The organism is Paraburkholderia sp. PAMB 6770 (genome assembly GCF_057748135.1).
This window is the reverse complement of sequence record NZ_CM173239.1, coordinates 24,252-37,238: the sequence shown is the minus strand read 5'-3', so window position 1 is coordinate 37,238 and position 12,987 is coordinate 24,252. Positions and strand designations below refer to the sequence as shown.

11 protein-coding genes are annotated in these 12,987 nt (G+C 64.0%); 5 read left to right on the top strand and 6 right to left on the bottom strand.

Going from position 1 to position 12,987, the window contains the following annotated elements; all coding sequences use genetic code 11:
• Window positions 1-240: 240 nt before the first annotated feature.
• The 5 genes from AC3AP7_RS17750 (at window position 241) to AC3AP7_RS17730 (ending at window position 5,680) form a co-directional block, all read left to right on the top strand.
• A complete protein-coding gene (locus AC3AP7_RS17750) occupies window positions 241-1,485 on the top strand; it encodes an NAD(P)/FAD-dependent oxidoreductase (protein WP_487363897.1) in 1,245 nt (414 codons plus the stop codon).
• Between the two features lie 392 nt (window positions 1,486-1,877).
• On the top strand, window positions 1,878-3,191 hold the full coding sequence (locus tag AC3AP7_RS17745) for a gallate dioxygenase (protein WP_487363896.1): 1,314 nt from the start codon (window positions 1,878-1,880) through the stop codon (window positions 3,189-3,191).
• A 77-nt stretch (window positions 3,192-3,268) separates the two neighbouring features.
• Window positions 3,269-4,294 (top strand): amidohydrolase family protein, encoded by a 1,026-nt coding sequence (locus AC3AP7_RS17740; RefSeq protein WP_487363895.1) that lies wholly within the window; start codon window positions 3,269-3,271, stop codon window positions 4,292-4,294.
• Between the two features lie 2 nt (window positions 4,295-4,296).
• On the top strand, window positions 4,297-4,980 hold the full coding sequence (gene ligK / locus AC3AP7_RS17735) for a 4-carboxy-4-hydroxy-2-oxoadipate aldolase/oxaloacetate decarboxylase (protein WP_487363894.1): 684 nt from the start codon (window positions 4,297-4,299) through the stop codon (window positions 4,978-4,980).
• A 10-nt stretch (window positions 4,981-4,990) separates the two neighbouring features.
• The gene (locus AC3AP7_RS17730; RefSeq protein ID WP_487363893.1) at window positions 4,991-5,680 is read left to right on the top strand and encodes a substrate-binding domain-containing protein; all 690 of its coding nucleotides are present in this window, start codon (window positions 4,991-4,993) and stop codon (window positions 5,678-5,680) included.
• Between the two features lie 377 nt (window positions 5,681-6,057).
• Here the strand turns inward: AC3AP7_RS17730 and AC3AP7_RS17725 are convergent, their stop codons facing one another.
• The 6 genes from AC3AP7_RS17725 to AC3AP7_RS17700 form a co-directional block, all read right to left on the bottom strand.
• On the bottom strand, window positions 6,058-6,825 hold the full coding sequence (locus AC3AP7_RS17725; RefSeq protein ID WP_487363892.1) for a FadR/GntR family transcriptional regulator: 768 nt from the start codon (window positions 6,823-6,825) through the stop codon (window positions 6,058-6,060).
• 22 nt (window positions 6,826-6,847) lie between these two features.
• Entirely contained in the window at window positions 6,848-8,407 is a 1,560-nt protein-coding gene (gene arfA, locus AC3AP7_RS17720; RefSeq protein WP_487365060.1) for an arabinosylfuranosidase ArfA, read from the bottom strand.
• Window positions 8,408-8,446: 39 nt separating this feature from the next.
• Window positions 8,447-9,778: an extracellular solute-binding protein gene (locus AC3AP7_RS17715; RefSeq protein ID WP_487363891.1), complete on the bottom strand. Its 1,332-nt coding sequence runs from the start codon at window positions 9,776-9,778 to the stop codon at window positions 8,447-8,449.
• Between the two features lie 139 nt (window positions 9,779-9,917).
• Window positions 9,918-10,796: a carbohydrate ABC transporter permease gene (locus tag AC3AP7_RS17710; protein ID WP_487363890.1), complete on the bottom strand. Its 879-nt coding sequence runs from the start codon at window positions 10,794-10,796 to the stop codon at window positions 9,918-9,920.
• Window positions 10,793-11,716, bottom strand: coding sequence for a carbohydrate ABC transporter permease (locus AC3AP7_RS17705; protein ID WP_487363889.1), 924 nt, complete (start codon window positions 11,714-11,716; stop codon window positions 10,793-10,795). Before AC3AP7_RS17705 ends, AC3AP7_RS17710 begins: the two co-directional genes overlap by 4 nt.
• On the bottom strand, window positions 11,706-12,788 hold the full coding sequence (locus AC3AP7_RS17700) for an ABC transporter ATP-binding protein (RefSeq protein WP_487363888.1): 1,083 nt from the start codon (window positions 12,786-12,788) through the stop codon (window positions 11,706-11,708). Before AC3AP7_RS17700 ends, AC3AP7_RS17705 begins: the two co-directional genes overlap by 11 nt.
• Window positions 12,789-12,987 lie beyond the last annotated feature (199 nt).

The window sequence follows — 12,987 nt, the reverse complement described above, 5'->3', positions numbered from 1 at the left end:
AGATGGAAACGGCGCGCGCGCCGAAGACGTGACGACTGACTGTATCGGCGCGCATCCGGGGATTCCCGATACAGGCCCCCCTGGCACAGCCAAACTGTATCGTTCGGGCGGCGCGGACCGTGCTGGCGCATTACACGGCACGGCGCACGCGCGGCGGGCCGGCCGGGCCGCCGCCTGCGGGATAATGCGGCTGCGGACCGCGATCGCACCGTCCGCCCAACCCAACCGTTCGAGGACACAGTGACTGTCGATACCACACGGAACGAGATCGTCGACGTAGCCATCATCGGCGCAGGACCAGCGGGCGCCGTCGCCGCGGCGCTGTTGCGCCGGGCCGGCCGCTCGGTGCTGGTGCTCGAACGGCAGACGTTTCCGCGCTTCTCGATCGGCGAAAGCCTGTTGCCGCAGAGCATGGTCTACCTCGAAGAGGCCGGCATGCTGCAGGCCGTCGTCGAAGCCGGCTTCCAGTACAAGAACGGCGCCCATTTCGTCTGGCGCGACCAGTCGTCGTCGATCGACTTCCGCGACAAGCACACGCCCGGCTGGGGCACCACCTACCAGGTCGAACGCGCGGCATTCGACGACCTGCTGATCCGCTGCGCGGCGCAGCAGGGCGCGCAGGTCCGGTTCGGGCACACGGTGCGTGCGATGCAGCCCGGCGCCGCACCCACGCTCGACGTCATGGACGAACAGAACCGCACGTACCGCGTACAGGCTCTCCACGTGCTCGATGCAAGCGGCTTTGGCCGCGTGCTGCCGCGTCTGCTGGAGCTGGAGACGCCCACGCGGATGCCGACGCGCGCGGCGCTCTTCACGCACGTGCGCGACGGCCTGCCGCTCGATGCCATCGACCGCAACAAGATCTGCGTCGCGACCCATCCCGAGCGGCGCGACGTCTGGTTCTGGATGATCCCGCTCGCCGGCGGACGCTCGTCGGTCGGATGCGTCGCGGACTCCGCGTTCATCGACGGCTCCGAGCAGGAGCGCGACGCCCAGCTGCGCGCGCTGATCCAGCAGGAACCGACCCTCAACCGGCTGATCGGCACCGCCCCGTTCCTGATGCCCGTGCGCCATATCGGCGGTTACGCGGCCAACGTCGCGCGCCTGCACGGACCGGGCTACGCGTTGCTGGGCAATGCCGGCGAATTTCTCGATCCGGTGTTCTCGTCCGGCGTGACGATCGCGTTGCGCTCCGCGCATCTGGCCGCCAAAACGCTCGAACGGCAGTTCAACGGCGAGCCCGTCGACTGGCACGCGGAGTACGACGCACCGCTGCGCAAGGGCATCGACACGTTCCGCGCGTTCGTCGAGCGGTGGTACACGGGCGCGCTGCAGGACATCATCTTCTATCCGCGCCAGACCGCGCTGATCCGCCGCATGATCGCCGCGATACTTGCCGGCTACGCATGGGACGAAACGAATCCCTATGTGGCCGAGCCCGAACGCAGACTCGATCTGCTGCACGAAGTCTGCAAGGTGTTCTGACGATCCGCCGCACGCACCGGTTGCCCGCAGTCTTGCCAACTGCTTAAAGGGCTATCTCATCCGTTTATCGGCGCACCCGGCAGCCAGGATGGCCGGAGGCGCGCGCGCGGGCCCGGCCGATCGCGCGCGAACGCTTGTCCCATCTGCCTCAGACGAATTGTCCGGCGCCCCGCGGAGGGTCCGCGGTCGCCCGCTTCCTGCATTTATCGCCGTGCGACCACGGCGGAACGTGCATTTCCCTCCGCTTGCGCGCGGCGTATGGTTCAGCATCGTCAGCGCGCAGCCGCGCCCGCCCGAGCCGAACGCGCTCCGCCGCCCCGCGCCATGCCGCACACCGCGGCGTCCCGGCAACGCCGGTGCATCGCGACGCACCTCATTCAGGAGAGACAGACATGGCTCGCATCATCGGCGGTCTCGCCGCCTCGCATACCCCGACCATCGGCTTCGCGTACGACAAGAACAAACGCGACGACCCGGTCTGGAAGCCGATTTTCGAGAACTTCGCACCGCTCGCGCAGTGGCTTGCGGACAAGCGTCCCGACGTGCTGCTGCTGATCTACAACGATCACGTCACGTCATTCTTCTTCGACCACTACTCGGCCTTCACGCTCGGCGTCGGCGCCGCATGGCAGGTCGCCGACGAAGGCGGCGGCGCGCGCGACCTGCCCCCGGTACAGGGGCATCCGGAACTCGCTGCGCACATCGGACGTTCGCTGATGTGCGATGAATTCGACATGTCGTTTTTCCAGAACCGCGCGCTCGACCACGGCGCATTCTCGCCGCTGTCGATGCTCTGCCCTCACGCACCCGCGTGGCCGGTCCGACTGATCCCGCTGCAGATGGGTGTGCTGCAGGTGCCGGTGCCGTCCGCGCGGCGCTTCTACAAGCTGGGGCAGGCGCTGCGGCGCGCGATCGAGAGCTACCCGGAAGACCTGAACGTGGCCATCGTCGCGACCGGCGGGCTGTCGCATCAGGTCCACGGCGAGCGCGCCGGCTTCAACAACCCCGAATGGGATGCGCGTTTTCTCGATCTGTTCGAGCACGACCCCGAGCCGCTTGCCGACATGACGCTTGCCGATTACGCGACGCTCGGCGGCTTCGAAGGCGCGGAGGTCGTGATGTGGCTCACGATGCGCGGCGCGCTGCCGTCGAACGTGATCTGCCGGCATCGCAGCTACTACCTGCCGTCGATGACCGGCATCGCCACGGCGATCTACGAAGGCGCCGATACGGCCGACGCGCCGCTCGCCGCGCAGATCGCCGAACGCCAGCGCGAGCGGATCGCCGTGCAGACGCGCGGCGTCGAGCAATTGCCCGGCACCTTGCCGTTCACGATCGAGCGGGCCGTCTCGCGCTACCGGATCAACGACTACCTGCACCGGATGATCGAGCCCGCGCATCGCGAAGCCTTCATGCGCGACCCGGAAGCGAGCTTCGAAGCGGCCGGCCTCTCCGACGAAGAGCGCGACCTGATCAGGCGGCGCGACTGGCGCGGACTGCTCCACCATGGCGTGATCTTCTTCATGCTGGAAAAACTCGGCGCGGTAACCGGCGTATCGAACCTGCACATCTACGCGGCAATGCGCGGGCAGACCCTCGAAGCGTTTCAGCACACCCGCAATGCGCCCGGCGCGCTCTATTCGGTCGCGGGTAAAAGCGGCGCCGATCTGCAGTGGGACCAGGGCAGCGAATCGACACCGTGTTGAGCGGCGCGCACGGCGCGACATCGACCGTGTCCGCCGGCGCACGTCGCACCGACCGAATCTGATTGAGAGGAATACGAATGATCATCGATATACACGGCCATTACACGACCGCCCCGGCCGCGCTCGAAGCGTGGCGAAACCGCCAGATCGCGGCTATTCACGCGCCGTCCGAGATGCCGAAGGTCTCCGCGCTGCAGATCGGCGACGACGCGCTGCGCGAGTCGATCGAAACCAACCAGTTGCGCCTGATGCGCGAACGCGGCCTCGATCTCACTGTGTTCAGTCCGCGCGCGAGTTTCATGGCGCACCATATCGGCGACTTTCAGGTGTCCAGCACCTGGGCCGCGATCTGCAACGAATTGTGCTATCGCGTGAGCCAGCTGTTTCCGGACCACTTCATTCCGGCGGCCATGCTGCCGCAAAGTCCGGGCATCGCGATCGCAACCTGCCTGCCGGAACTCGAAAAATGCGTCGAGCAATATGGCAACGTCGCGGTGAACCTGAACCCGGATCCGTCGGGCGGACACTGGACCAGCCCGCCGCTGTCCGATCGCTACTGGTATCCGTTGTACGAGAAGATGGTGGAGTACGACATTCCGGCGATGATCCACGTCAGCACGAGCTGCAACGCATGCTTCCACACGACGGGCGCGCATTATCTGAACGCGGATACGACTGCGTTCATGCAGTGCCTGAGCTCGGATCTGTTCCGCGACTTCCCGACGCTGCGCTTCGTGATCCCGCATGGCGGCGGCGCGGTGCCGTATCACTGGGGCCGCTTCCGCGGTCTGGCGCAGGCGCTCGGCAAGCCGCTGCTCGACGAACACCTGCTGCACAACGTCTTCTTCGATACCTGCGTGTATCACCAGCCCGGCATCGATCTGCTGACCCGCGTGATCCCGGTCGACAACATCCTGTTTGCGAGCGAGATGATCGGCGCGGTGCGCGGCATCGATCCGCAGACCGGCCATCATTTCGACGACACGAAGCGCTATATCGAAGCCGCGTCGATCGCCCCGGAACATCGCTACCGGATTTACGAAGGAAACGCGCGGCGTGTCTATCCGCGCCTGAACGCCGCCTTGCAGGCGAAAGGATACTGATCATGACCGAACTCGGCGTCGTCTATCGCAACATCGCGCGCGCGGATCGCGACATCGCCGCGAAGCTCGGCGCATCCGGCACGGCCACCGTGCACGAGGCGCTCGGCCGCACCGGCCTGATGAAGCCGTACATGCGGCCGATCTACACCGGTGCGCACACCTGGGGCACCGCCGTTACGGTGCTGCTGCATCCGGGCGACAACTGGATGATGCACGTCGCCGCCGAACAGATCCTGCCGGGCGACGTAGTCGTCGCCGCCGTGACGGCGGACTGCACGGACGGCTATTTCGGCGACCTGCTCGCGACGAGCTTCAAGGCGCGCGGCGCGCGCGGCCTCGTCATCGACGCGGGCGTGCGCGATGTGCGGGTGCTGACGGAAATGGGCTTCCCGGTCTGGAGCAAGGCGATTTCCGCCCAAGGCACGATCAAGGCAACGCCAGGCTCGGTCAACATCCCGGTGGTCTGCGCCGGCGCGCTCGTCACGCCGGGCGATATCGTCGTGGCGGACGACGACGGCGTCGTCGTGGTGCCGGCCGCTCACGCCGCGCAGACGCTCGAACGCGCGATCGCGCGCGAACGCAACGAGGCCGTCAAGCGCGAGACGCTTGCTTCCGGCGTGCTCGGTCTCGACATGTACAAGATGCGCGAACCGCTGCAGCAGGCAGGCCTGCGCTACATCGACTGAGGCGATCATCATGACTGCGCCGCTCGCCGGCATCTCGTCGATGGCCACCCGGCACGTGCTTGCCGAACTCGCCGACGACTATCGCCGCGCATGCGGGCAGGCGGTGGCGATCGAGCCGGTGGGCGGCGTCGACGCCGCGCGGCGCGTCGCAGCGGGTGAAGCGTTCGACTTCGTCGTGCTCGCCGCGGATGCGATCGCGAAGCTCGCCGCAGCGGGACACGTCGACGCCGCGAGCCGCGTGGACGTCGCGCGCTCCGGCATCGCCGTCGCGGTCGCAGCCGGCGCAGCCCGGCCGGACATCGGCAGCGAGGCAGCCCTGCGCGATGCGGTGCTGGCCGCGCAACGCATCGGCTATTCGACCGGGCCGAGCGGATCCTGCCTGCTGCAACGGTTCGCGCGCTGGGGCATCGCCGACACGCTCGCGCCGCGTCTACGGCTTGCGCCGCCTGGCGTGCCGGTCGCTGCGCTGATCGCGCGCGGCGAAGTCGAGTTCGGCTTTCAGCAGTTGAGCGAGCTCGTGAACGTCGCGGGCATCGACGTCGTCGGCCCCCTGCCGGACGCGATCCAGCAGCACACGGTGTTTTCGGCCGCGCTGTGCCGCACGACGTCCCGCGCGGACGCCACGCGCGCGTTTCTCGCTTGCCTTGTCGCGCCTCGCACGGCCGGCGTCAAGCAGCGACACGGAATGGAGGCGGCCTGAACGTGCGTCGGCACATGTGCCCGACGGTACCCAAAGGTGCCCGCAGGCGCCCCCGAAAAAGCTCACCTTCAGGCGCATGCCCGACAGGATGCGGGATATCCTGGTTATCCTCACCTTTGCGGCGAGCGGCATGGATCGGCGTTCTTTCGAGCCATCCCTGCTTCTCGCGAGGCTTGATGTGAACCTCGTGCCAATGCCCGTCCTGAGTCTGAGGTGAGGAAATACGGGAGTGGCCGAAAGGTGAGGCCGCAACTGGCTTCCCTCTCACGCACGGACGCTGCGGTGACACGCGCTGCGACGTTGGACGAAGCGAAGATGTCGGGCCGCAAGCACGGAACACCGGCATACCCGCACGCCCCTCGGGATCACACCCGAAATCAAGGCCGGATCGTATAGCGCAAGATACGGTCGCGCGACGATTCGAGCAGACGCGTCATGGCGGCCGCCGCCGCGTCCGCTTCGCGCGCGACGACGTGGCGTCGCACCGCGTCGTGCAGTTCGAGATCCTCGCTTGGCTTCGCCGCCTGGCGCTGCATCATCTCCGACGACACCCGCAGCGCGGCCTTGATCGCATTGCCGATCGTGATGAACATGCCGTTCTGCGAGGCCATGATGATCGCGAGATGGAACTCGAGATTCGCGTCAGCGGCCGCGCGGATATCGGACGTGCCGTGCTGCGCGTGGTGCCCGTAAGCGGCGGACAGTTCCAGATAACGGCGTTCGATGATCTGGAAGGCGTCTTTATTGCCGTGACGCGCCGCGAGAAAGCTCGCACGCGGCTCGAAGCAGATACGCATTTCGAAAATGTCCTCGACGATCTTCGAATCGAATTGTGCATTGAGCCGCCACGCGAGCACGTCGCGATCGAGCAGGTTCCAGTCGGAAAACGGCAGCACGCGAGTGCCGATCTTGGGCGAGACCGCGATCAACCGCTTGCCGGCAAGCTGCTTGATCGCTTCGCGCAGCGTGGTCCGGCTCACGCCATAGGCGCTGCAAAGTTCGCTTTCAACGGGCAGCGCATCGCCCGGAGCGAATTCGCCCGAGACCACGCGCATGCCGATAATCTTGGCGATCTGTGTCGTAATGTTGCCGACGATCGGTTCGCGCTCGAACATCAGTTCCCCTTCGTGGACGCCCTGCACCATTGAGTGCGCTGCAAGCGTTTCGTTAGCGGGCAGTCGTCACAATCACGTTCCACGAGCCTGGCTTGAGCCTCGCACGCACGCGTTCCCCGTCGACGACCACCGCGGCGTTGACGGTCGGTGCCACCGTAGAGGGCGCATCGGCCGTGTTCACCGCTTTCATGTTGGCATGATACAACTCGATCGCAACGTCGAGCGTGCGCGCCCTGCCGAGCCCGCGCAGTTCGATATCGAGCTCCATTTCCTCGCTCAGGTGACGGTTGAGCGCGAAGACGGCTGTGGTGCCGGTCGCGCGATCGTCCACGACGGCCGCGCACAGGTACGGGATCTCGGGAAATGTTTCGGCTTCGTAGGTCGCCGATTCGATCACGGGTTTGAGCACGCGGCCGTGGCCGAACTTCGAGGCTTGCGAGAACGGATAGAAAATTGTCTGACGCCACGCCCTGCCGCCCGGCTCGGTCATGATCGGGCCTATGACATTGACGAGTTGCGCGAGGCACGCGGTCTTTACGCGGTCGGCGTTGTTCATCATCGTGATGAGCGCGCCGCCTACCACGAGCGCGTCTTCGTGGTTATAGACCTCTTCGATAAGACGCGGCGCCTGGGGCCAGCCTGGCTTGCGCATATCGTTGATGGTGCGGGCCTTATACCAGACGTTCCATTCGTCGAACGACAGCATGATGCGTTTGGAGGAATGCTTGCGGGCGGCCACGCTGTCCGCCACCGCGACGATCTCCTTGATGAAGAGATTCATCGCCTCGATGTTGCCGAAGAATTCGGCGGTCGAATCGCGGCGATTCTCGAAATAGGTGTGCAGCGAAATGAAATCCACCTGCTCGAAGCAGTGGTCGAGCACGCGGTCTTCCCACATGCCATAAGTGGCCATTTCGTGCGTGGACGAACCACACGCCGAAAGCTGGATCGTCGGATCAACCGAACGCATGAGCTTCGCGGTTTCAAGCGCGGCGCGACCATATTCGTCGGCGGTCTTGCGGCCGATCTGCCACGGACCGTCCATTTCGTTGCCAAGGCACCAGAACCTGATGTCGTGCGGCTTTTCGTAGCCATGCGCGCGGCGCAGATCGGAAAGGGCCGTGCCGCCGGGATGATTGCAATATTCGATGAAGTGGCGTGCCTCGTCGGGACCACGTGTCCCGAGGTTCACGCCGTACATCGGCTCGATATCGAGTTCGCGGCACCATTCGATGAACTCGTTCGTGCCGAACTGGTTGGTCTCGGTGGAATACCATGCGAGATCGAGACGGTGCGGGCGCTTGTCGCGCGGGCCCACACCGTCTTCCCAGTTATAGCCTGACAGAAAGTTGCCGCCCGGATAACGCACGATCGTCGGTCCGAGCTCGCGTGTGAGTGCGATGACGTCGCTGCGGTAGCCGCGTTCGTCGGCGTTCGGATGACCGGGCTCGTAGATGCCGGTGTAGACGCAACGGCCCATGTGCTCGACGAAAGCGCCGAAGACGCGCCTGTCTAGTTCTGAAACCACGAAGTCGCGGTCGACGATGAGGCGGGAAGCGATCATGATGTTCCTGTAATTGTCCTGTGTTGGGTTGAACGGTGAACTGCACATGGGGCGCAATGTATGCTTGCCCTGCCGCGTCCAATGTCTTTATCGGGCGAGCAACGCGTTGACGCGGTCTTCGGCCTGTCTCTGAACATCACCCACCGGCTTGCCGCTCATAAGCATGTTGCCGATTTCTTCGCCCACGATCTGCTGGATCGCGAACTGGCGCTGCACCGTATTAGGCAGCGCATAGCCGGTGGTCGAAATTTCCCTGATTTCTGCGCGATGCGGCAGCGCATTGAATCCGGCGCTCGTGATCACGGACTGACGTGCCGGCAAATGGCCGGTGCGTGCCCAGTCGCCCTCGTGGTCGTAAAGGAACTTCAGGAATACGAACGCGGCGTGGCGGGTCTTTTCATCCTTCACGCCACCCTTGAGCATGACCCACGAGTGACCGTCGGCCCAGACGGCTTTTTTCTGGAACAGGTTCGGAAACGGCACCACGTCATACCCGTTGACAAGCGTCGATCCCCGCTCCTTCGCGAGATTCGTGAAGTCTTCGATCACCCAGGTGCCGTTTATCAGTACACCCGCCTTGCCGTTCTCGAAGGCCTGGTTGGCCGCGCCGTAATCGAGGCCCCGTGCGATATCGCCTGCCCTCATGAGGTTGTCGTATAGCGCGAGCGCACGCGTTGCGGCAGACGTATGCAGATCGAGCCTCGTCGGACCGTTCGGGAACAGCGCGCCGTTCTGCTGATAGACCCACGTGTCGAACGTGCGCATCTGCGCGTCCGGTTCATTGACGGTCGGCACCGCAAAATAGGGCAGGCCCGTCCTGTCCTTGAACTGCTTCGCCTGTGCGAGCAACTCGTCGGGCGTTTTCGGCAGGATCGGCTTGCCCCCGGCATCGACGAGGCCCGCCTTCCTGAACAGATTGACGTTGATGTGCCAGAGCCACGCATGCGTGTCGAACGGCAACGCGTAGGTCTTGTCGCCGAAGGTCACGGCGCGACGAGCCTGGTTCGTGAAATCGTTCTTGTCGATGCCGACAGACCTGAAGCCGTCATCGAGCGGCTCGACCAGATTGCGCGTCACGTAGTCGCCGAGTGCGGATTCGTGCATGACCGAAATCGTCGGCACGTCGTGGCCCAGAATGCGCGCATCGAGCTGCATATAGTACGGCGCCCATTCGATAATCTGCGGCTTGACGACGATGCCTTCCTTGTTCGTCGCGTTGAACTCGTTCACGAGCGTCGTGATGATGCCGCATTCGCCCGATGCGTTGCTCACGTCGTTCACCTTGCCGTATTGCGCGTCACATGCACCGAAGAAGCGCGACAGCGTAATGTCGGTCCCCGCGCGCGCGCCGGAAGCAAAGACGCAAGCCATGCCCAGCGTTGCGCACATCAGCGCGCCGCGTGCAAGCAGTCTCTTCATCTCTCCATCTCCTGTTGGATGGCCAGTCGAGCGTGCTGTCGCCTCGACTGCACGGCATATATTTCGTAATCCGAATCGAATAAGACCATCTTCCTCGGCGACCCGGTTACAGCATATGAAGCAGCCTTTGCCTGGTGAGTCAGGTACGCCGTGCCTGGCGGACGGCCGTGCCGGCCACCGCTGCCACGATGTACTTCTGGAAAAACAGATACAGCACGAAGATGGGCAGCCCCGCGAAAACCGCTTGCGCCATCAGGTAGCCAATGCCCTCCGACTGCGCGAAGTTGCCCTGAGTGGAGGCGAGTCCGATTGTCAGCGTATACATCTCGGGCTTCGAGGCGGACACGAGCGGCCACAGATAATCGTTCCAGGCGCTCAGAAAGGTGAAGATCGCGAGCGTGGCTTGCGCGGGAATCGACAGGGGCAACACCACGCGCCAAAACACCTTGAAACGCGATGCGTTGTCCAGCAGCGCCGCCTCTTCGATCTCAGCGGGCACGGCCTTGAAGTACTGCGTCATCAGATAAACACCGAAAGGCGAAGCAAGCCGCGGCAGGATCAGCGCGCCGTACGTGTTGTGCCAATCCAGCGCCGCGAAGATACGGTGCAGCGGAATCACGAGCGCCTGCTCCGGCACAGCAAGCCCGCACAGGCAAATGATGTAGACGTAACGCTTGCCCGGAAACCGGGTGCGCGCGAATCCATACCCCGCGAGCGAGGCAATCGCGAGCGTCAGCACCGTCTGCCCGACCGACACGATGATGCTGTTGATCAACCATCCGCCCACCGCTGACGTGTTCAGGATATTGGCGTAGTTCTGCAGCGTGAACGGCGGTGAGAAAAGGATGTCGGTGTGCTGTTCGAGGAACGCGTTCGGCTTGAATGAGAGGCATAGCACCCAGACGAGCGGCGTGATCCACAGCAGCGCGAGCACAACGACGGCACCGAGCATCACGCGATCGCCGAGGCGTCCGGCCAAGGAGCCGCGTGAGCGTGGTTCGAATACGATCGCACTCATGCTTTTTCCCCTTTGTGCAAGAGCCAGGCCTGGGTCGCCACGCCGATCAGCATCAGCGAGAACAACACCTGGGCGGCCGCAGCCGAATAGCCGAACGACCATTGCCTGAAACCCGTCTCGTAGATGAACTGGACGAGCGTACGCGTCGAGTTATCGGGGCCGCCGTCGGTAAGCAATTGTGCCTGGCCGAACAACTGGAATTGCTGCACGGCCTCGATCACGACGACAAGCACAACCGTGCGCCAGATGGACGGCAGCGTGATCTTCACGAAGGTGCGCCAGCGCGTAGCGTTATCGAGTGCGGCGGCTTCGTAGAATTCCTGTGGAATCTGCTGAAGGGCAGCGAGGAACAGCATCATGGGCAGGCCTACGATCCACCAGACGGTCACGGCGGCGATCGTCGGCAGCGCGGTGGCCTCGTGCAGCAACGGGATGAAATCGGGCAAGTGCAATGCGTGGCTTACGTCCGCGAGCAGGCCGTTGCCAGGCATCATCACGAGTTTCCAGACCAGCGTCACGATCGTGACCGACAGCACCGAGGAACCGAAGAAAAGCGCACGCAGCGCGGCGCCAAAGCGGCCGGGACGATTGAGCACCAGCGCAAGCGCAAGACCGAGCACCACGAATGCAGGCACGGTCGCAAACACATAATAGAAGGTGTTGCGCAGGGCGCCGCGAAAGATCGGGTCGAGCGCAAGGCCGACATAGTTGCGTATGCCGATGAATTCGCTGGTGCCCGCAAGCAGGTCGACACGCCGCAGACTAAGCCACCAGCCCAAGGCGAGTGGTACAACCAGCAGTAGCACATAAACAACCACGAAGGGCAGTACGAACAGCGCGTTCGACCAGGGCGTGCGGATCTCGCGATGTCGCTGCCGCGCGGTCGGCAGCGGCAGCGCGAGCGAGCGGTCAGAAGCCATGGTAGGCCTTCCCGGATTGATCGAAGAGATGCACGTGGGCGGCGTCCAGACTCATGCGGACCGTGTCGCCGATTGCGAGTTCGCGTTCGCGCGGCAGTTCGACCACGACCAGTTGCTGGTTCGGCAGACTGACATGCGCGAGCGACCGGTCGCCGAGCCGTTCGATGACTTCGGCCCGCCCTGTGAGTGGACCCTGCGGATCGAGCAGCACGTGTTCGGCGCGCACGCCGAGCGTGAGCCTGCCTGCGGGAAGACTCGCGAACGCGACAGCCGTCGGCACCGTCACGCCTTCGAACGGCAGCGCGGCGATCAACCGTCCACCGTTGTCACCTGCGCGCTCGATATCGATGAAATTCATCGCGGGGGCGCCGATGAAGCCGGCCACGAAGCGCGTAGCAGGGCGTCTGTAGATGTCGAGCGGTGCGCCGATCTGCTCGATGCGCCCGCGATTCATGACGACGATGCGCGTAGCGAGCGTCATCGCCTCCACCTGGTCGTGGGTGACGAACACCATCGTCGAATTCAGGCGCTGGTGAATGCGCGCGAGTTCGAGACGGGTGCGCGTGCGGAGCGCCGCGTCGAGGTTGGAAAGCGGTTCGTCGAACAGAAAGGCCTCGGGTTCCTTGACGACGGCGCGGCCAATGGCAACGCGCTGACGCTGTCCTCCGGAAAGCTGCGCCGGGCGGCGCTGCAACAGCGGACCCAGTTCCAGCATACGCGCCGCTTCGATGATGCGCTGCTCGACCTCGGCCGCGTTCACACCCACATTGCGCAGGCCGAACGCCATGTTGTCATACACCGTCATGTGAGGATAAAGCGCGTAATGCTGGAACACCATGGCGATACCGCGCTTGCCGGGCGACAGGTCGTTGACGCACCGCTCGCCAATGCGGATCTGTCCGTCGCTCACGGTTTCGAGTCCGGCAATCATCCGCAGCAGCGTGGATTTTCCGCAACCCGAAGGGCCAAGGAAGACAAGGAACTCACCTGAATGAATATCGAGGTCGAGACCGGTGATGACCTCTATTTCGCCATACCGCTTCGTTACGCCATCGAGTCGGATACCCGTCACGGTACCTCCTGTGAATGTCTTGGGTCACTGGTTTTAGTGCATTGATATTATGAAAGAACGTGACGGCGACCCATCCGTGTAAACACGGATGATTCGGTATCCCAAATAATATGTCTCATGCGCATTGAGTTGTAAGCGTCCGGCCAAGTCACCTTGAATGCCGCTCAAGCACTTGCGAGTATCGCGTCCACTAAGAGCA